Here is a 20,676-nt window from a genome sequence, read left to right on the forward strand (position 1 = left end):
TTCTAGATTGGGTGAAAGGTATCTTTATGCGACTATGTACGGCAGGAAATTTAAAGAATCATAAAGGAGGTCTTGTGAACAAGGCCATTGAAATCAAAAAGCTGGGAACCATTGAGGTCATCAATTCATCAGTTCCTTACTCGCAAGATCCAACCAGCGTTTTCCATACTCTGTGTGAAAACAAAACAGACAGTTTGCTGTTGGAATCGGCTGAGATTGAATCTAAACAGAACCTGACAAGCCTACTCCTTATCGACTCTGCTGTTCGCATCGTATGTCGCGGACATGAAGTAACCTTTCAAGCATTGACTGAAAACGGTCAAGCGCTAATTGAACACCTTACTCAAAACGTTAAAGCAGAAATTAAATCTGACCTGACTGATAACGTTTTGACGCTGACTTTTGTCGAGCCAAGCAATGAATTAGATGAAGACTCACGTTTAAGAGAAGCCTCTTCATTCGACGCACTGCGTTTAGTTCAGCACAGCTTTGAGCAAGACGCGGATAATAAACACGCGTTATTCATGGCGGGCTTATTCGCTTACGACATCGTGGCAAACTTTGAACCACTCGGTGATGCTGAAGCAACCAACAATTGTCCTGACTTTGTATTCTACGTTGCGGAAACACTGTTGCGTTTCGACCACCAAGAGAACGAAGGCCTACTTCATGCGAGCTTGTTCGCTCAAGATGAAAGCATCAAAGCGCAATTAACTGAGCGCTTAGCCGATATTCAAACTCAGTGTCAGTCACTAAAAGCCATCACAGAAGTAACGCCGCTAGACAATGTTGAAGCGGTACCAAGCGTTTCAGATGAAGACTTCTGCCAAACGGTTCGTGATTTAAAAGAATACGTAGTTAAAGGCGATGTGTTCCAAGTGGTACCTTCACGCCGCTTTACTCTACCTTGCCCTGCTCCATTGGCAGCTTATAAAGAACTGAAACAAAGTAACCCAAGCCCTTACATGTTCTACATGCAAGACGAGCTATTTACTCTGTTTGGTGCATCTCCAGAAAGTGCGCTTAAGTACGAGACCGAAACCAACCAAATCGAGATCTACCCAATTGCTGGTACTCGCCGTCGTGGTAAGCGCCCAAATGGCCAAATCGATTTCGACCTAGACAGCCGTATCGAACTTGAATTGCGTACCGACAAGAAAGAAAACGCCGAGCACATGATGCTAGTAGACCTAGCGCGTAACGATGTTGCACGTATTGCAGAAGCAGGCACACGCCACGTGGCAGACTTGCTGAAGGTTGATCGCTACAGCCATGTGATGCACTTAGTTTCTCGTGTGGTTGGTCAACTACGTGAAGACTTAGACGCACTGCACGCTTACCAAGCTTGTATGAACATGGGCACACTAACGGGCGCACCAAAAATCCGCGCAATGCAGCTTATTCGTGACGTAGAAAAAACACGTCGTGGTAGCTATGGCGGTGCAGTCGGTTATCTAACCGGTGAAGGAACTCTGGATACTTGTATCGTAATTCGCTCTGCTTACGTTGAAGATGGCGTGGCACAAGTACAAGCTGGCGCTGGTGTGGTGTTCGACTCAGACCCACAAGCAGAAGCCGATGAAACTCGCGGCAAAGCACAAGCAGTCATCTCAGCGATTCAAGCTGCACATACTAAAACCATTTCTAACAAGAAGGAGTCGTAATCATGGCTGATATTGTATTCATCGATAACTTCGACTCGTTCACTTACAACCTGGTAGACCAGTTTCGTTCATTAGGTCACAACGTAAAGATTTACCGTAACAACATTCCGGCAAAGGTTGTTGAAGCGGCGATCAACGAACTAGACAACCCGGTTGCACTGCTTTCACCAGGCCCCGGCGCTCCAGCTGATGCGGGCTGCATGCCAGAGCTGATTCAGCTGCTAAAAGGTAAAGTACCAATGATTGGTATTTGCTTAGGCCACCAAGCGATTGTTGAAGCCTACGGCGGCACCGTTGCAGGCGCTGGCGAAATCATTCATGGTAAGGTGTCGCTGATGGAACACCAAAATCATGCGACTTACCAAGGCTTACCTTCTCCACTGGCTATCGCTCGCTACCACTCTTTGGTAGCAACGCATGTATCTGACAGCCTAACCGTGACAGCTGAAGTTGATGACTTGGTGATGTCTGTGGTTCAAGAACAAGACAAGGTTTGTGGATTCCAATTCCACCCTGAATCAATCATGACGACCTACGGTGCAACGCTTCTTGCGAACGCTATCGAATGGGCTCTTGAGAAACCTCTTCGTCTCGAAAAGACTGGAAAATAGGAAACGATCATGGAACAGATTAATAAACTTTACGAACAGCAGTCTCTTACTCAAGAAGAAAGCCAACAATTGTTTGATGTGATCATCAAGGGTGAACTTGACCCAATCTTGATGGCTTCTGCGCTGACTGCACTAAAAATCAAAGGCGAAACGCCCGATGAGATCGCTGGTGCGGCGAAAGCACTGCTTGCGAATGCAAACCCGTTCCCTCGCCCTGATTACGATTTCGCAGACATCGTAGGTACAGGTGGCGACGGTCACAACACCATTAATATCTCAACGACTTCTGCGTTCGTTGCCGCAGCGTGTGGCTTAAAAGTCGCGAAACACGGTAACCGCAGTGTATCGAGCAAATCGGGTTCTTCTGACCTACTGGATTCATTCGGTATCAACCTAGCGATGACAGCAGAGGACACACGTACGGCTGTTGATGAACTTGGCGTAGCATTCCTATTTGCTCCGCAGTATCACGTCGGTGTACGTCACGCGATGCCGGTTCGTCAAACAATGAAAACACGCACTATCTTCAACATCCTTGGTCCACTGATTAACCCTGCTCGCCCTAACATCGAGCTAATGGGTGTTTACAGTAAAGAGCTGGTGCGCCCTATCGCTGAAACCATGCTGCAAATGGGCATGAAGCGTGCAGCGGTTGTTCACGGTAGCGGCCTAGATGAAGTGGCGATTCATGGCGAGACCATCGTTGTTGAAATTAAAGATGGCGAGATTCACGAGTACACAGTGACTCCAGCTGACTTTGGTTTGAACACTCACCCTCTTGAAGCTATCAAGGGCGGCGAGCCAGAAGAGAACAAAGCCATCACAACCGATATCCTGACGGGTAAAGGCACTGAAGCCCAAGTTGGCGCAGTAGCGGTGAACGTTGCTCTATTGATGCGTCTATTTGGTCACGAAGACCTAAAAGCCAACGCGCAACAAGCCATTGATGCGATGAACTCTGGCAAAGCATACGAGCTTGTACAAAAGCTTGCTGCGCACGCCTAACGAACGACGAGTTGAGACAAAGAACATGACACAGACTACCGATAAACTGTCGACCCACGTTTCAGTCAAAGAAGCTGAAATGGCGGAAGTACTAGCAAAAATCGTTCGTGATAAATACCAATGGGTTGAAGCGCGTAAGCAAACTCAACCATTGGACGAGTTTAAAGCAGCGTTAACCGCAACAGACCGCAGCTTTTATGATGCACTGAGCGGCGAACAGACGGTTTTCATTACTGAATGTAAGAAAGCCTCTCCGTCAAAAGGTTTGATCCGTGACGAGTTTGACCTGGACTACATTGCATCGGTTTACAACAACCACGCTAATGCGATTTCAGTTCTGACCGACGAGAAATACTTCCAAGGTGACTTTGAGTTTTTACCTAAGGTTCGCAGCATTGCTAAGCAACCAATCCTGTGTAAAGACTTCATAGTTGATACCTACCAAGTTTACTTAGCTCGTCACTATTCAGCTGATGCTATCTTGTTGATGCTATCGGTATTAGATGATGAAGAGTACAAAGCACTTGCTGAGGTTGCTCACTCACTCAACATGGGTGTGCTTACTGAAGTCAGCAATGAAGAAGAGCTTCACCGCGCTGTGGCTCTAAACGCTAAGGTGATCGGCATTAACAACCGTAACCTACGTGACCTGTCGACGGATTTGAACCGTACCAAAGAGTTGGCTCCACTGATTCGCGAGCTGGCTCCAAACGCCATCGTGATTTCAGAGTCTGGTATCTACACCCACCAACAAGTGCGTGACCTTTCAACATTTGCAGATGGCTTCCTAATCGGCAGCTCTCTTATGGCTGAAAAGAACCTTGAACTGGCCGTTCGTAAAGTAACGCTGGGCGAAAACAAGGTGTGTGGTTTAACTCACTCTGACGATGCTGCCAAAGCGTATCAAGCGGGTGCGGTATTCGGTGGTCTGATTTTCGTTGAAGCGTCTAAGCGTCATTTGGATATCGAAGCGGCTCGTTTGACGATGAGCGGTGCACCGCTGAACTACGTGGGTGTGTTCCAAAACCACAGCGTGGCAGATGTGGCTAACACGGTTTCTGAGCTCGGTTTGTTTGCTGTACAACTGCACGGTGATGAGTCTCAAGCGTATGTCGATGAGCTAAAACAATCACTGCCTGAAGGCGTTGAGATTTGGAAAGCTTACGGTGTGGCTTCGGGTGCTGAAAACGGCGCTGGGAGCGCGTTACCAGAATTACTGGAAAGCAACGTGACTCGTCACCTGCTAGATACTAAAGTGGGTTCGCAAACGGGTGGTACAGGCCAAGCGTTCGATTGGAGCCTGATCAACAACCAAAGCGCAATCATGTTGGCTGGTGGTCTAAACCCAGAAAATGCTAACCAAGCCGCTAAGTTGGGCTGCTTAGGATTAGACCTAAACTCTGGTGTTGAATCCGCTCCTGGTAAAAAAGACGCAGACAAACTGCAACGTGCTTTTGCAGCGATTCGTAATTACTAGTCTGGCTTTAAACGCAGAAACTAAAACATATTTGTGAGCTTTGCCTGAGCGAGGCTCAAACAAGACTAAACGACTTGGTGTGAAGACACGCCAATAGAATTGAAGGAATAAGATAATGGCTAAACTCGATGCCTACTTCGGTGAATACGGTGGTCAATACGTACCGCAGATCCTAGTGCCAGCACTAGACCAACTTGAACAAGCATTTATCGATGCACAAGCCGACCCTGAGTTCCGTAGTGAATTTATGACGCTTCTTCAAGAGTACGCGGGTCGTCCAACGGCACTAACGCTAACTCGCAACCTAACTAAAGGTACAAAAACCAAACTGTACCTTAAGCGTGAAGACCTACTTCACGGTGGCGCACACAAAACCAACCAAGTACTGGGTCAAGCGCTTCTTGCCAAACGTATGGGTAAACAAGAAATCATCGCTGAAACTGGCGCTGGTCAACACGGTGTTGCGACGGCGCTAGCATGTGCTCTATTGGGGCTTAAGTGTCGCGTTTACATGGGTGCTAAAGACGTTGAACGTCAAAGCCCGAACGTGTTCCGTATGAAGCTAATGGGCGCAGAGGTTATCCCTGTTCATTCTGGTTCTTCTACGCTAAAAGATGCGTGTAACGAAGCTCTACGTGACTGGTCTGCAACTTATGAAGACGCGCACTACCTACTGGGTACTGCAGCGGGTCCTCACCCATTCCCAACGATTGTTCGTGATTTCCAGCGCATGATTGGTGAAGAAACGAAGAACCAAATTCTAGCTCGTGAAGGTCGCCTTCCTGATGCAGTTATTGCTTGTGTCGGCGGTGGTTCTAACGCTATCGGTATGTTCGCGGATTTCATTGAAGAAGAATCTGTACGCCTAATAGGTGTAGAGCCTGCTGGTAAAGGTATTGATACCGACCAACACGGCGCGCCGCTTAAGCACGGTAAAACCGGTATCTTCTTTGGTATGAAAGCACCACTGATGCAAGATGAGAACGGCCAAGTAGAAGAGTCTTACTCTGTATCTGCGGGTCTAGATTTCCCATCAGTTGGTCCTCAACACGCTCACCTGAACGCAATTGGCCGTGCTGAATACGAAAACGTAACCGATGACGAAGCGCTAGAAGCGTTCCAATCTATCGCACGTAACGAAGGTATCCTTGCAGCGCTAGAGTCATCTCATGCTTTAGCTCATGCAATCAAAATGGCTCATGACGAACCAGAAAAAGAGCAACTATTAGTTGTTAACTTGTCTGGCCGTGGTGACAAAGACATTTTCTCTGTACACGACATCCTTAAAGAGAAAGGAGCATTATAATGGATCGCTATCAATCACTATTCACTCGCTTAGCTGAAAAGAATCAAGGTGCATTTGTACCATTCGTAACGGTTGGCGATCCTAACCCTGAACAGTCTCTTAAGATCATGGAAACTTTGGTTGAAGCAGGTGCTGATGCGCTTGAACTTGGTATCCCATTCTCTGATCCACTGGCTGATGGCCCAACAATCCAAGGTGCGAACATTCGTGCGTTAGATTCTAAAGTAACGCCTGATGTATGTTTTGACCTTATTGGCCAAATCCGCGCGAAATACCCAGAGCTACCAATCGGCCTACTGATGTACGCGAACTTGGTCTACGCACGTGGTATTGAGAACTTCTACGAGCGTTGTGCAAATGCGGGTATCGACTCGGTACTGATTGCAGACGTACCAACCAATGAAAGTGATGAGTTTGTTGCTGCAGCGAAGAAGTTTGGCGTTCACCCAATCTTTATTGCTCCACCAACAGCGAGCGATGAAACGCTTCAGTCAGTATCTGAGCTTGGTGGTGGTTACACTTACCTACTTTCTCGTGCTGGCGTAACGGGTGCAGAAACTAAAGCAAACATGCCAGTAACTGCTCTACTTGATCGTTTGAACAAGTTCGATGCGCCACCAGCACTGCTTGGTTTCGGTATCTCTGCTCCTGAGCAAGTAAAAGAAGCGATTCAAGCTGGCGCTGCCGGTGCTATCTCAGGCTCAGCGGTTGTAAAAATCATTGAGAACAACGTTGAACAGCCAGAAGCAATGCTTAAAGCATTGGCTGAGTTTGTAACGCCAATGAAAGCTGCAACACAGAAGTAATCTTTAGCATTCGCTAAACACGACTGTAGATTCTAAAAGGCACCACAGATGTGGTGCCTTTTTTATTGTCGTCAGAAAAACTCACTAATCATCAACTTTCATCGCCTTCTTAATCGCAGCCTCATTGAGTGTCGCTTTAATGGGATCAGTGATTTTATCCACTAAGTCGACAGGCATTGGGAATACGATGGTCGTGGTGCGTTCATTCGCGACCTCGGTTAATGTCTGCATATAACGTAACTGAATGGCGTTAGGCGCTTTGTTCAGCACTTCTGCGGCTTCTCTTAGCTTAGTGGATGCCTCTAGCTCACCTGTTGCATGTATCACCTTAGCTCGACGAGAACGCTCTGCCTCTGCTTGTTTCGCAAGAGCTCGCACCATACTGTCATCAAGATCAACATGCTTAATCTCGACATTGGCAATCTTAATCCCCCAGTTATCGGTGTGCTGATCAAGAATTGATTGTAAATCTCTGTTGAGCTCTTCTCGCTCAGACAACAGCTCATCCAATTCATGCTGACCTAGAACAGACCGCAACGTGGTTTGTGAGAGTTGGCTAGTGGCTTCGAGATAGTTCTCCACGTTGTTGATTGCCATCTTAGGATCAAGCACTCGGAAATAGACCACAGCGTTAACCTTAACCGACACATTATCTCTGGTGATCAAATCTTGTGTTGGTACATCTAAAACGATGGTTCGCAAGTCGACTCGCACGATTTGTTGAATGAAGGGAATGATGATAATTAACCCTGGCCCTTTCACACCGTAAAAGCGCCCTAAGAAGAACACTACTGCACGCTCGTACTCGCGCAGAACTCTGAACATACTAGCTATCAACAAGATAACAAGCACGATAACAATACCTATAGTGTGTATAAACATAACCGCCCCCTAATGGTAACGATGGTTAAGCAATAAATAATTCAATCAAGTTTGTCCTAGCATTCCGCGCTAACAGCCCGTGCTAACCAGACTTCGATGGTGTCTCATCGGGCAGCGCTTCAACATCCAAAGAAAGCCCGGTGAGCTTGGTGACTCTGATACTCTGTCCTGCTTTCAGTTCATTGACGCATTTAGCTTGCCAGATTTCACCTTCAACCAGCACTCGACCCGCGCCAGGAAAACCGCTTACAACTTTACCCGTCTCGCCAACCACCGCTTCCATCCCAGTCGTCACTGGCTTATTTCTGACTCGGACTAGCATTGATATTGTTACGACAATAAACGCTACAGAGAACAAACTGATTCCGATAATTAACGGCAATGCGATTTGGTAACCCGGTACTTCAGTGTCCATCAGCATGATTGAGCCCAATGTAAATGCAGCAACGCCACCCAAACCGAAAATACCAAAGCTCGGACTAAAGGCTTCCGCAACCATTAAAGCTATACCCAACAAGATCAAAGCAAGACCCGCGTAACTCACAGGCAGCATTTGTAACGAGTACATCGCCAATAACAGACAGATACCGCCCAATACACCCGGTAAGCCGACCCCTGGGTTATAAAACTCCAGCAACAAACCATAGATACCGATGAGCATGAGGATGTAAGCGACATTTGGATTCGTAATCACCGAAAGCAAACTAAAGCGCCAGTCTTGTTCACGCTCGACAAAAGCCACATCACTAAGTTGGATTTCCTGATTGATACCGTTAATGGTGATGGTGCGTCCGTTGCTTAGTTCAACCAATTGCTGAAGGTCACTAGCAACAAAATCGATCACGTTAAGTGTCAGTGCATTCTCTGAGTCCAAACTCGCCGCTTCTCTTACCGCTTTTTCTGCCCATTCTTCGTTACGGTTGTGCAATTTGGCCAAGCTAACAATGTAGGCAGCAGCATCATTGATGACTTTCTTCTCCATCGCAGTGGTGGCTTTTACTTGTTCTGAGTTCTCTTGTTTCGTTGCGTCTTGCTCACTCGCTGATGTGTTGTCATCTTTATTGGCATCATCTTGAGGCGATAAAGGATTAGTCGGCGCTTTGCCACCGCCAAGAGACACTGGCGTGGCTGCGCCTAAATTGGTTCCGGGCGCCATAGAGGCGATATGGCTAGCAAGTAAAATATAGGTTCCGGCGCTCGCTGCTCGAGAACCTGCTGGCCCAACCCAAGTAGCTACTGGAATCGGTGACGTGGTGATGGATCGAATAATGTCACGCATCGACGAATCTAACCCGCCAGGCGTGTTCATTTTCAAAATAATGAGCTTTGCTTGCTCATCGTGAGCTTGTTCTATTTCTCTAGTGAGGTAATCACTGGTCGCCGGACCTATCCCTCCGTTCACCTCAATCACCCAGACATCATCGGCCTGAACGTATGTAGAGCTGAATAACAGAAGAAACGCAAACAAGTACTTTAATATAAAAGTCATAGCCCCACTCCTTACAACTGAGATGCTAGATAGACGTTTTATTTAAAGCGTAGAGGTAACATCTTGGTAATAAATAGATACCTTAAGCATAGTTCAGGCTTAGTTTCGCACAACAAGCTTTATCATTTTCAGTCAGATTAGCCTGTATAGAAAAAACACTGAAATATGGATTAAATGTTAACAAATGTAAGTGTGCGGCGCAGACCACAATCCATTCACAAAGCGATCAAGAAAAACACTTTTATAAATCTCATAAATAACCGAACCACGAAAAACCAAAGCAAACGTTTGCCCTGGTATAAAAAAACGCCAAATGAGATCGGAACACCTCTTTTTAAAGGACTTTCACCTCAGCTCATATTGATAAATGTAAAGGATACGTGTAAAACTCGTCGCGAAATATTAATCCAATGGTACATCGTACATTGGTGAGTAGTTCTGGGATTTTTATATTTAGTAGCACAGAGGTTATGGAAGTGTTAAAAGAAAAGAGTTTACTAAGCAACATCGGCGTTCAAGTCGTTATTGCAATGATCGTCGGTACCGCAGTCGGTGCGATGATGGGTGACAGCGCGACAATGTTCGCTCCACTGGGCGCGATCTTCATCAATTTGATCAAGATGCTGGTAATTCCACTAGTCGCAGTTGCACTAATTTCAGGTGCTGCAGGCCTAGGTAACAGTTCATCTGCAGGTAAAGTCGGCGTAACTACATTGGGTTACTTTGCACTAACGTCTGCACTTGCTGTAGCGCTAGCGCTAGTAATGGGTGAAGTATTCGAACCGGGTCGTGGTATCGATGTTTCTGGCGTAGAAGGCATGTTCTCTTCTGAATACGCTGCGAAAGGCGAACTTCCAACGTTCTGGGCAACCATCACTGGCATGATCCCTACCAACGTTTTCCAATCATTGAATGAAGCAAACATTCTGCAAATTCTCGTTTTCTGCTTATTCTTCGGTATTGCGATTTCTAAACAAGCGAAAGAAAAACGTGATCCTATCATCAATGGCGTAAACGCGATTGTTGACGCTATGGTTTGGATGATCAACAAGGTTATGATCATTGCACCACTTGGCGTATTCGGCCTAATGGCAGAAGCAGTTGGTACATTCGGTTTTGGCGCACTTATGGTTGTGTTCAAACTGTTCGTTGTTTACATCGCTGCGATCCTGATCTTCGGTTTTGTTGCTTACCCACTGATGATTCAGATCTTCACTAAGACTTCAGCTAAGAAGTTCCTAGTGGCAATGAAGAAGCCTCAAGCGGTTGCACTATCAACAGCCTCTTCAATGGCGACACTGCCAGTAACAATGGAAACGGTAGAGAAAGAACTTGGCGTTCGTAACTCTACGGCTTCATTCGTTCTACCACTTGGTGCGACGATCAACATGTCTGGTAATGCAATTTACTACGGCCTAGTTGCTATCTTCTTTGCACAGCTGTTCAACATCGACCTGTCTATGGGTGCTTACGTTGCTATCATCGTAACCTCTACGCTAGGCGCAGTTGGTCAAGCAGGTGTTCCAGGTCCTTCTTTCCTAGTGGTTGCGGTTCTTCTAGCAGCTGGTATCCCTATCGAAGGTCTACCTCTGTTGTTCGCTCTAGACCGTATCTTCGACATGATTCGTACTGCTCTGAACATCACTGGTGATGCAGCATGTGCAGTAATCGTTGATTCTCTAATCAAAGACGAAGAACAAGAAGCTGAGCTACAAAAGCAACAAGCGTAAAGACTAAACGCTAAATTGATGGTTGATTATTGATTACTGATTATTGATTGAATTGATACCGCTGACATAAACGAAAAAATCCGAGAGCTTCACAGCCCTCGGATTTTTGTTTTTAGTGTTCTAGTTTTTAGGCGTTAGACGAATTACAAATCAGCACCATAAATATCAAACGTGAAGTACTTAGCGGCGATCTTGTCGTAAGTACCGTTGGCTCTGATCTCTTCAATCGCGGCATTGAATTGTTTCGCCAGTTTTGAATCCTGCTTTCTTAGTGCTAACGCCGTACCTTCGCCAATGTAGGCTTTGTCGGTTACTGCTTTACCTTTAAATTCAAAACCCTCACCTTCTTTCTTATCTAAAAAAGCGAGCGACAGTTGATCGGAATTGCCGAAGGTAAGATCTAGACGGCCATTTTGCAGATCCAGATACACTTCATCTTGCCCGGTATAACGTTTAATGTTTGCCACATCACCAAACTTATCTGTTACGTAACGGTCGTGGATAGTGCCTTGTTGAACACCGATGGTTTTGCCCGCTAAGCCGGCCTCATCGACGCTGAATTCCGCGCTTTTAGCAGCAACAAATACGGCTGGTGTTTGGTAGTACTTATCAGTAAACAAGATCTTACGCTTACGCTCTTCGGTAATACGCATTGAAGCCATAATCACATCTGACTTTCTTGCCAATAAACTTGGAATCAACGAGTCCCAACTTTGTGAAACCCAAGTACAATCGAGTTTGGCTTGTTCACACAAGGCATCAGCTATCTCAATATCAAACCCGACAGGCACACCATCACTATTTTTGTAGTTGAATGGCGGATAGGTAAAGTCTGACGCCAAACGGATTTCTTTCGCCTGTACCGTTGTACCAAGTAAAGCGGCCGCACAAGCGAGTCCTAGTATTATCTTTTTCATCATTGCCATCCTAGATATGATCTTTATCGAGTTGAGATTGAGTTTCTTTATGTTGAGATTGTTGAATTTGTTTGCCTTGTTGATTCTTTTCTAATTCGGTTTGGTAACGTGTTAGTGACGTTATCACTTCTAACATGCTCTCTTGGCTACCAATACTGATTCGAACACAGTTACGCAAAGCAGGTTCATGGTTTTGATTCCTTGTCACAATGCCATCCTTCGCCAATACACTGAACACTTGATGCCCAGGTTTTTGACGCAGCAAAATAAAGTTCGTCGATGAAGGGTAAACAGACTCGATGAAATCAAACTGCGTTAACTCACAAGCAAACCAATTACGTAGTTCGACCAGCTTTTGTGTGGCGTCTTGCATCACTGAGACTCGCTCATCAGACAATGCGTCTAACACGATTTTCGATGAGCAATCCGGCATCGGATAAGGTGGAATCAGCTTCGCGACATACTGCATCACATTTTGACTCGCTAAGATAAAGCCACAACGAACCGCAGCCAGTCCAAAAGCCTTAGACAAGGTGCGAATCACTACCAGATGCGAATAACGCTCAATAAGGCTCACCGCTGACGTTTGTGGTTCAAACTCGATATACGCTTCATCGACTACCACTAGAGACTTTCCAATCGTGCCTTCCAGTACCTGAATCAAATCCGATTTAGGAATCACATTGCCCGTTGGGTTATTTGGTGAGCAAAGAAACACGATATTAGCCAACTTCGCTTTGTTCACAATATCAGTGACGTTAAGGCTGAAGTCTTCCTGCAATGGAGAATCCAAGGTATTAATCGCTAATGCATCGGCGCAAAACTCATACATTGCATACGTTGGTGAACAAATAAGTATATTGTCACTCGCTGGCTTACAGAATGTTCTGATCAGTAAATCTATCGCTTCATCGGCGCCACGAACGGCAACCGTTGCAACATCAGTTCCGCAATACGCTTGATAAGCTTTGGCAATATCTTGCGGTAAAAAATCTGGGTATCTATTGTGGCTTGCTTCTCCTGGAAACAACGAGCTTTCCAATTCATTGGCGTTTAGCCAGACTCGTCCATCACCACCAATTCTTCTTGCTGATTGATAAGGTATTAATTTTTTTACAGCCTGAGGTACTAAACTATCGATAAAAGATGTCAAGAAGCTATCCCTTTCACAAAATCACAATGTCTTCACCACTGCCTTCATATTCAATAAATACGACTTATACACATATTGAATCACAAATGATGATTAAGTATTTACATTCAAACAGAACACTATTGATAAATGAATCGAAATAATCACATAATAGCCATGATAAAAAGTCATAGGTAAAGATATGAATAGCACACTTCCTTCAACCAAAACCTTACTCGCATTTTTATCGACGGCAAGGCACCTTAACTTTACGCGCGCGGCACATGAGCTCAATGTCACGCAAGGTGCAGTGAGTCGTCAGGTACTCTCGTTTGAAGAAAGCCTTGGCTGCGACCTCTTCTATCGCCATGCTCGAGGATTGTCTTTAACGCCGAAAGGAGAAGAGCTGGTTCCCTTGATACAAGGAACGATTCATCAACTGCAATCGGCTCTGAATCAAGTGGCTAGCTCTCCCTCTAAGATCAAACTCAATGCTCCGAGTTGTATTACCTCTTGGCTCTTACCCAAGTTGATGTCATTTCAACAGGCCTATCCTGATATTGATGTCGAGCTCACTTCGACCATCAAGCACGTTTTTGAGCCAAGCTTTGATCCCTTCGATGCGGTGATTACTTATGGCAAGAAACCAAGCCAACACTCAATTGTTAGCCAACTACTGTTCAACGAGCAACTAGCTCCTGTCTGCCAAACACAGAGTATTGTTCCAAGTCACCTGATAGATAGCACTTCAACTGTCATCAAGCCACACAAGCTTGCTCAGTACACTTGGTTGCACGCTAACAATGAGCAGAGTGACTGGCGACTATGGTTAGAGCACATAGGAAGCCATGACCTTTCAAGCAAGAACAACCAACAATTCGCGACACTCGACCAAGCGATGAATGCCGCGATTCAGGGCTTTGGTATAGCAATCGGTGACATCACGCTTGCTAAGCAAGATATTGATTTGGGCAGATTGGTGAAAGTGAGTGAAGGCAGTGTCTTCTCTGGAAATGGTTACTTCCTATTACAACCCAAGAACCGTCAGAATGCCTCGCTATCAACCTTAGTCGATTGGCTAGTCGATTAACGGTTATCAAATTGCCAATTCAGGAGCCTTAAAGCTTCAGTAGATCGTCATAATGAGAATTTTACCATTCTCAAAATAAAACTATTTTTCGTCAGCTCCGTATTGGTGTTTAGAGAATAGAACTTACGTTCCTTTAACTAATTGAAAAGAAATTCAATTCTATTTGGTAGGAAAGTGGTTCTGTTCAATTGGAAAAAATGGCATTCGAATTGCTTTGTCATAGATAACCCAACCAATATACAGCAGGTTGCATCATTTGAACTGCAGCTTGTCACGGAGGATAGGCTATGACCTTACAAAGACATACGTATTACGGCTTAATTCACCATGGAATTAAAACCTTATTAATGGACAGAATTGGCCACTTCACAGAACGTGAATATCATGAGTATCTCGACTTAACGACCGGTAAATCGACATGTTTTGCCATGAGTGAACAAGAACTCGAAAACACCTTAGACAGTTTGAAAAGCGAAGGTTATCTTGAAGACATCAAGAAGCTGATACCTCGCTACCAAACCTCGTCAATGCGATAACCGGTCTAAACTCGTTAAACACGATGAAGGGTTAGATGGAATTAAATGGCACCCAATTGTCTCGGGCTATTTAGCATCGAGACAGTTTTCGTTAGACTGTCTGCAACTCAACTAACTGGATAGTCAGTGTCTCATGAAGCAAATCCTTGATTTCATTCCTCTCATTATTTTCTTTGCGCTGTATAAGATGTATGACATCTATACAGCGACTGGTGCTTTGATCGTTGCATCTGCAGTTCAAATTGTTTTGACGTATTTCATCTACAAGAAAGTAGAAAAAATGCAGATCATCACGTTTCTGATGGTTGCCGTATTTGGCGGCATGACCATCTTCTTGCACGACGACAACTTCATTAAGTGGAAAGTGACCATCGTTTACGCGCTGTTTGCTATCGGCCTGACAGTCAGTCACATCATGGGCAAGTCAGCTATTAAAGGAATGTTGGGCAAAGAGATTTCACTTCCTGAAGCGGTATGGAGCAAGATCAACTGGGCTTGGACTTTGTTCTTTACTCTATGTGCCATTCTCAACGTTTACGTTGCTTTCAGCCTACCCTTGGATGTTTGGGTAAACTTCAAAGTGTTTGGTCTGCTCATCGCTACCTTACTCTTCACCTTGCTCACTGGTGTTTATATCTATAAACATTTACCAAAAGACCAGCACAAAGAGTTAACGGATAAAAATACCGACGAGAAGTAACCCTAAGGGATGAGTCCTCATCCCCTTTTTGATACAATTATTATCAATATGCTATTTAACAGTGGCCAATGATACTCGTGATCATTGGCCACTGATTGTTTGTGTTCGGTGAATACGTTAAAAATACGACCACCGCGAGCCCCGCAAACACATCTATTTAAATTTAAAACAATCAATACCATTAAGAGTACAACAATGACTATTCAATCAACTTTGAACCCGATTGGTTCTTTACTTCTTCGCACTTTGGCGATGCCTTCTGATACCAATGCAGCAGGCCAGATTTTCGGTGGTTGGATAATGTCTCAGCTCGACCTTGCTGGCGGGATACTGGCGAAAGAGATCTCTAACGGCAAGATAGTCACGGTTTCAGTATCGAGTATCGAGTTCAAACAACCAGTTTCAGTGGGTGATGTGGTATGTGTTTATGGTGACTGCACCAAGATTGGTCGTAGCTCGATGAATATCGACCTAGAAGTATGGGTTAAGCCGGTACTTGATCACGGCATCGGCGATCGTTACAAGGTATGTGGCGCGACATTCAACTACGTTGCTGTAGATGAAAGCGGTAAACCTCGCCCAATCAACAAATAGTCCTTCGACGACCCTATCGCACTTTAAGGTCTTTATTCGTTTCGATTAAAAATGCTAAAGACCTTCTCACTCTGCCGCACCATTTCACAATTTCTTATCATTAGCTCTTCCAATACCCATTAGTTCGCGTAAATTAGCAAGATAGCGAATTTAAACGCCCTCAATTTAGTGAAGTAAAATAAGGATATCTCAATATGTGGTACGTGATTTTTTCTCAAGACGTCGAAAATTCATTAGAAAAACGCCTAAGTGTTCGCCCACAACATCTAGAACGCCTACAAACACTTCACGATGAAGGCCGCCTTTTGACAGCAGGTCCAATGCCAGCGATTGATTCAGATAACCCTGGTGAAGCGGGCTTCACAGGCTCTACTGTGATTGCTGAATTTAATTCTTTAGACGATGCGCAGGCATGGGCAGACGCAGACCCGTACATTGCTGCTGGTGTGTACCAAAATGTGATTGTTAAACCATTCAAGAAAGTATTTTAACGTGAAAAAATGGATTATCGGCTCACTGGCTGCTGTTCTGCTTGCAGGCTGTAGCTCATCAAGTGAACAAGACAAACAAAGACAGCTAGAAATGATGGCGCAACATCGCGCTGGCGTTTTATCCGCAGGCTTGCCGATTGAGTATGGCCCGCTATCGGTCATGCGCGTGCTGGCAAAGAACACGGTTATCGAAATCATGATGATCTACAACCAAGATGCAAAAGGTGCTAAACCTTTAAACCAAGTTGTAGACATGAGTGTGAATAGCTACTGCACCAACTCTGAAGTAAGAGCAAACCTCGACATGGGCTTGGCTTACAACATCAAGATTCGCAACACTCGCGGACAACTGATCGTTGAGAAGCTGATCAGTAAAGAGACGTGTCAAAGTAGCAGCTAGTTTCTAGCTCGAAATTCGAACAAGTATAAAACCAGAAGGCCTCGCAAATGCGAGGCCTTTGTTGTGGTTCATCGTGGATTAACGGATCAATCAAAATCTTAGACTGAATTATACCTCAGCTGATTCCCACTCTTTACGCAGTGTCTTCGTCGCCGAAACTAAGTTAGTGAGTGCCGCTTCTGTCTCTGCCCAGTTACGAGTCTTTAATCCGCAATCAGGGTTTGCCCACAAACGTTCTGCTGGAATTTTCTCTGCCGCTTTCTTAAGTAAATCAACAATCCACTCTTCTGACGGAATGTTTGGTGAGTGAATGTCATAAACACCCGGTCCAATCGCATTCGGGTAGTTAAACTCTTCAAACGCTTTCAGTAGCTCCATGTTCGAACGAGAAGTCTCAATGGTAATCACGTCGGCGTCTAGCGCCGCCACTGAATCAATGATCTCGTTGAACTCGCTGTAACACATATGGGTATGGATCTGAGTTTCTGGTTTGGCACTCGCCGCTGAGATCTTAAAGGCATCGACCGCCCACTCTAGATATTCTGCGTGGTCACGCTTTTTCAGTGGCAAACCTTCACGAATGGCAGGTTCATCAATTTGAATGATGTTGATGCCAGCGTCTTGTAAATCCGACACCTCATCACGCAGTGCAAACGCCAGTTGGTTAGTGATCTCTTTGCGTGAGATGTCTTCACGTGGGAATGTCCAACACAAGATAGTAACAGGCCCTGTAAGCATGCCTTTCATCTGCTTTGAAGTCAGAGATTGGGCATAGGTCGACCATTCTACCGTCATTGGTTTTTCACGTTCGATATCCGCAACCACAATCGCAGGTTTTACGCAGCGAGAACCATAGCTTTGTACCCAACCAAATTTGGTGGTTTGGAAGCCGGCTAGGTTTTCTGCAAAGTATTCCACCATGTCATTGCGCTCGGCTTCACCGTGCACAAGCACATCCAAATCGAGTGCTTCTTGACGTTTGACTGCATCCGCAATGTGACCTTTTAGTGCGGTGGTGTATTCCGCTTCACTCAATTGACCGGTTCGGTAGGCGCTACGTTGAACACGAATTTCACCGGTCTGTGGGAATGAACCAATGGTTGTGGTTGGTAACAGCGGTAAGCCGAGAACTTCAGACTGATGCGCTGCGCGTTCTGCGTATGGAGCACTGCGCTCTGCTAGTGCTTTAGTAATGGTATTGAGTCGAGCTTGAACTTGCGGCTTATTCACATGAGTCGCGCTCTTACGTGCAACGATAGGTTGGCTGTAAGTCTCACACGCCAAAATGGCATTTTGATCGCCATCTAACGCTGCACCTAATAAGCTCACCTCGGTCACTTTCTGTTTTGCAAAGGCAAACCAACTCTTCACTTCTTCGCTAAGCGTCTCTTCTAACTCAAGGTCAACCGGGCTATGCAGCAGTGAACATGAACTTGCGACCCATAGTTTATCGCCTAGCTTTTCTTTCACAGGTTGCAGTAACTCAAGCTGAGAAGCTAAGTCTGCTCGCCAAACATTGCGTCCATTGATTGCACCCGCAGAAAGTACCCAATCTTCCGGTAACTTATTCACCACCTCATCGAGTTGCTGCGGTGCGGCAGCCAAGTCGATGTGTAAGCCGTTGACGGGCAGTTCCACGATCTTGCCTAACGTATCAGTCACAGAATCAAAGTAAGTAGTCAGCAATAGTTTCACATCGCCTTGAATCACTTGATAAGCCAGTTTGAATGAATCAGCCCACTGCTTTTCAAGTTCCAGAGAAAGGATAGGTTCATCGATTTGCACCCACTCAACACCCAGCTTGGCAAGTTTAGCCAAAATCGCTTGATAGGCAGTAAGAAGGCGAGGCAACAGAGTTAAGCGATCAAAGCCCTCTTCCACTTCTTTACCTAGATATAAGTAAGACAGCGGGCCGAGAAGTACAGGCTTAACTTTGTGTCCTGCTTTTATCGCTTCGTTCACTTCGTCAAACAGCTGCGGCCAGCTCACTTCGAATGAGTCGTCTTTACTGAATTCAGGAACAATATAGTGGTAGTTGGTGTTGAACCACTTAGTCATATCAGAAGCCGCCGAACTGTCTTTAGTGCCATCATTAGACGTATGCGTACCACCGCAACAGGTAGACTGAACTTGAGACTGCCCACGACCAACACGAAACAAGGTATCCAGATCTGGGAAGGCTTTTTCATCTTCTGCTCCACCAGCATGACGTTTTGGCACATGACCTAGAAGTAGAGTCGTAGTTAGGACATGGTCGTACCATGCGAAGTCACCCGCAGTTGCAAAGCTTAGATTCGCATCAGCTTGTACATTCCAGTTACGATTTCTTAATTCGCTGCCGAGTTGCTTGAGCTCAAATTGATCGATTTCACCGCGCCAGTATTTCTCGAGCGTGAATTTAAGTTCGCGTTTTTCACCAATGCGTGGGTAGCCAAGAATATGCGTTGTTGTCGTCATGAGTCTGTTCCTTATTCGATAATTTTAATTTCCGGTCAGACTGCCTTTGATGATTTTACTTTCCCACAAAGGCGTCTGGATGGCTAAACTATCGCCTTAATCCGATCTATGGACAACGTCCAAATATTCATCTTGTTTATTAATAATATTCATCTTGAATCATCCAAAGATGAACAGTTTAAATCCATCTGGACATCTAGACGTTTACAAAAGATCAAAAACACCGTAGGGTGATTATTAAGAAATATTGAATTGGCTTAGGGAATATGAGGAATACTCATGATAGAGCTTAAACACCTTCGAACATTGACCACCTTGAGAGACAGCGGATCGTTAACAGCCACTGCGACCTCTCTTCACCTGACTCAGTCAGCGCTTTCTCATCAATTAAAAGACCTTGAAGCGCGTATTGGCGGTCAGCTTTTCCTACGAAAAACTAGGCCAGTGAAATTTACCTCTGAGGGTGAGATCTTGCTTAAGCTCGCGGATGAGATACAGCCAAGGATTGCTAAAGCAGAGAATGAGTTGGCGAGCCTAAAAGAGGATGTGAATGGCCGATTGCACATGGCGATCGAGTGTCACTCATGCTTCCAATGGCTAATGCCCGCTTTGAAGGAATACCAAGTTGCTTGGCCAAGCGTGACGCTAGATTTCTCGTCAGGGTTCGGGTTTGAGCCTCTACCGGCATTGATGGCAGGTGAGTTAGATTTGGTGATCACCTCTGATATTCAACCGCGTTCTGAAGTTCACTATGAACCGCTTTTCGATTTTGAGATGCGCTTGATCACGGCGATCAACTCTCCTTTAGCCGAAAAGTCGAGTATTGAGCCGCAAGATCTTAGTGATATTACGATGCTCTCTTATCCGGTTCAAAAGCAGCGTCTCGATGTTGTAAAACACTTTTTGCAACCCGCAGGCGTTGAACCAAAGAAATGGAAACAGGCAGACAACACATTAATGTTGGTGCAAATGGTATCAGCCGGCTTAGGGGTCGCAGCATTACCAAACTGGGCGATCAGTGAATTTTCAAGGCAAGGACTCATTGCCAGCAAACCATTAGGCAAAGGGCTTTCAAGAAGGTTATTCGCAGCGGTAAGAAACTCAGAAAAAGACAAACGTTACCTACAAGCTTTCTTTAGCACGGCAAGACAGCAAAGTAAGAGTCACCTAGATGGCATTGAAGTCGTTTAAGAGGCGCGTTGTTGGGTTAGTTTATGCCAGCGTTGAACCAGATAGGCATGCGCCAGAAACAAAAAAGTCACAGATTATCTGTGACTTTCTTCTTTCAGCTTTTGTACCGACGATGGCGGTACTTGTTCATTCACGATACTGGCTCACTCTCGATAACTAGTTCATTCTCGATAACTGGCTCACAATCGATAGCTGACT

At 45.3% G+C, this 20,676-nt stretch carries 19 protein-coding genes; 14 read left to right on the forward strand and 5 right to left on the reverse strand.

From position 1 onward, the window contains the following. Nucleotides 1–74: 74 nt before the first annotated feature. The 6 genes from BCU34_RS07950 to trpA all read left to right on the forward strand — a co-directional run bounded on the left by BCU34_RS07950 (nt 75) and on the right by trpA (nt 6,869). The gene (locus BCU34_RS07950) at nt 75–1,664 is read left to right on the forward strand and encodes an anthranilate synthase component 1 (RefSeq protein WP_048659602.1); all 1,590 of its coding nucleotides are present in this window, start codon (nt 75–77) and stop codon (nt 1,662–1,664) included. A gap of 2 nt (nt 1,665–1,666) precedes the next feature. Next, the gene (locus BCU34_RS07955) at nt 1,667–2,275 is read left to right on the forward strand and encodes an aminodeoxychorismate/anthranilate synthase component II (protein WP_048659603.1); all 609 of its coding nucleotides are present in this window, start codon (nt 1,667–1,669) and stop codon (nt 2,273–2,275) included. 9 nt (nt 2,276–2,284) lie between these two features. Then, complete coding sequence (trpD, locus tag BCU34_RS07960) at nt 2,285–3,280, forward strand: anthranilate phosphoribosyltransferase (protein ID WP_102480540.1); 996 nt, start codon at nt 2,285–2,287, stop codon at nt 3,278–3,280. 25 nt (nt 3,281–3,305) lie between these two features. Further along, on the forward strand, nt 3,306–4,757 hold the full coding sequence (gene trpCF / locus BCU34_RS07965; RefSeq protein WP_102480539.1) for a bifunctional indole-3-glycerol-phosphate synthase TrpC/phosphoribosylanthranilate isomerase TrpF: 1,452 nt from the start codon (nt 3,306–3,308) through the stop codon (nt 4,755–4,757). Between the two features lie 115 nt (nt 4,758–4,872). After that, the gene (gene trpB, locus BCU34_RS07970; protein ID WP_102432897.1) at nt 4,873–6,063 is read left to right on the forward strand and encodes a tryptophan synthase subunit beta; all 1,191 of its coding nucleotides are present in this window, start codon (nt 4,873–4,875) and stop codon (nt 6,061–6,063) included. Next, entirely contained in the window at nt 6,063–6,869 is an 807-nt protein-coding gene (trpA, locus tag BCU34_RS07975) for a tryptophan synthase subunit alpha (RefSeq protein WP_076654685.1), read from the forward strand. The genes trpB and trpA overlap by 1 nt, the downstream gene beginning before the upstream one ends. Before the next feature lie 84 nt (nt 6,870–6,953). On the opposite strand, the gene BCU34_RS07980 is transcribed toward trpA, so the two are convergent. Next, nucleotides 6,954–7,751 (reverse strand): slipin family protein, encoded by a 798-nt coding sequence (locus BCU34_RS07980; protein WP_048664711.1) that lies wholly within the window; start codon nt 7,749–7,751, stop codon nt 6,954–6,956. Nucleotides 7,752–7,833: 82 nt separating this feature from the next. Then, nucleotides 7,834–9,240, reverse strand: coding sequence for an NfeD family protein (locus BCU34_RS07985; RefSeq protein ID WP_102480538.1), 1,407 nt, complete (start codon nt 9,238–9,240; stop codon nt 7,834–7,836). Between the two features lie 410 nt (nt 9,241–9,650). Here BCU34_RS07985 and BCU34_RS07990 point away from each other — a divergent pair, with 410 nt between their 5' ends. Next, on the forward strand, nt 9,651–10,970 hold the full coding sequence (locus BCU34_RS07990) for a dicarboxylate/amino acid:cation symporter (protein WP_308812637.1): 1,320 nt from the start codon (nt 9,651–9,653) through the stop codon (nt 10,968–10,970). Nucleotides 10,971–11,113: 143 nt separating this feature from the next. On the opposite strand, the gene BCU34_RS07995 is transcribed toward BCU34_RS07990, so the two are convergent. Together BCU34_RS07995 and hisC are read right to left on the reverse strand one after the other, a co-directional pair. After that, nucleotides 11,114–11,887 carry an ABC transporter substrate-binding protein gene (locus tag BCU34_RS07995; protein ID WP_017085617.1) on the reverse strand — a complete coding sequence of 258 codons (774 nt, stop codon included), beginning with the start codon at nt 11,885–11,887 and terminating at the stop codon, nt 11,114–11,116. A 10-nt stretch (nt 11,888–11,897) separates the two neighbouring features. After that, entirely contained in the window at nt 11,898–13,040 is a 1,143-nt protein-coding gene (gene hisC / locus BCU34_RS08000; RefSeq protein ID WP_102480536.1) for a histidinol-phosphate transaminase, read from the reverse strand. A 181-nt stretch (nt 13,041–13,221) separates the two neighbouring features. Between hisC and BCU34_RS08005 the strand changes: the two genes are divergently transcribed. From BCU34_RS08005 to BCU34_RS08030, 6 genes are all read left to right on the forward strand, one after another. Further along, on the forward strand, nt 13,222–14,109 hold the full coding sequence (locus BCU34_RS08005) for a LysR substrate-binding domain-containing protein (RefSeq protein ID WP_048664708.1): 888 nt from the start codon (nt 13,222–13,224) through the stop codon (nt 14,107–14,109). Between the two features lie 287 nt (nt 14,110–14,396). Next, the gene (locus BCU34_RS08010; RefSeq protein ID WP_017069991.1) at nt 14,397–14,645 is read left to right on the forward strand and encodes a hypothetical protein; all 249 of its coding nucleotides are present in this window, start codon (nt 14,397–14,399) and stop codon (nt 14,643–14,645) included. Between the two features lie 133 nt (nt 14,646–14,778). Beyond that, nucleotides 14,779–15,345 carry a septation protein A gene (locus tag BCU34_RS08015; protein ID WP_102480535.1) on the forward strand — a complete coding sequence of 189 codons (567 nt, stop codon included), beginning with the start codon at nt 14,779–14,781 and terminating at the stop codon, nt 15,343–15,345. A 195-nt stretch (nt 15,346–15,540) separates the two neighbouring features. Then, nucleotides 15,541–15,939: an acyl-CoA thioester hydrolase YciA gene (gene yciA / locus BCU34_RS08020; protein ID WP_017061510.1), complete on the forward strand. Its 399-nt coding sequence runs from the start codon at nt 15,541–15,543 to the stop codon at nt 15,937–15,939. A 194-nt stretch (nt 15,940–16,133) separates the two neighbouring features. After that, nucleotides 16,134–16,430: a YciI family protein gene (locus BCU34_RS08025; RefSeq protein WP_004736512.1), complete on the forward strand. Its 297-nt coding sequence runs from the start codon at nt 16,134–16,136 to the stop codon at nt 16,428–16,430. A gap of 1 nt (nt 16,431) precedes the next feature. Next, entirely contained in the window at nt 16,432–16,830 is a 399-nt protein-coding gene (locus BCU34_RS08030) for a GspS/AspS pilotin family protein (RefSeq protein WP_029225239.1), read from the forward strand. Nucleotides 16,831–16,938: 108 nt separating this feature from the next. On the opposite strand, the gene metE is transcribed toward BCU34_RS08030, so the two are convergent. Beyond that, nucleotides 16,939–19,287, reverse strand: a complete 2,349-nt coding sequence (gene metE / locus BCU34_RS08035; RefSeq protein ID WP_102480534.1) for a 5-methyltetrahydropteroyltriglutamate--homocysteine S-methyltransferase — start codon at nt 19,285–19,287, stop codon at nt 16,939–16,941. 279 nt (nt 19,288–19,566) lie between these two features. On the opposite strand from metE, the gene BCU34_RS08040 reads away from it, so the two are divergent. Next, nucleotides 19,567–20,478, forward strand: coding sequence for a LysR substrate-binding domain-containing protein (locus BCU34_RS08040; RefSeq protein ID WP_102480533.1), 912 nt, complete (start codon nt 19,567–19,569; stop codon nt 20,476–20,478). Nucleotides 20,479–20,676 lie beyond the last annotated feature (198 nt).

This window comes from Vibrio sp. 10N.286.45.E10, assembly GCF_002874195.2.
GTDB classification, from domain to species: Bacteria; Pseudomonadota; Gammaproteobacteria; order Enterobacterales; family Vibrionaceae; genus Vibrio; species Vibrio crassostreae.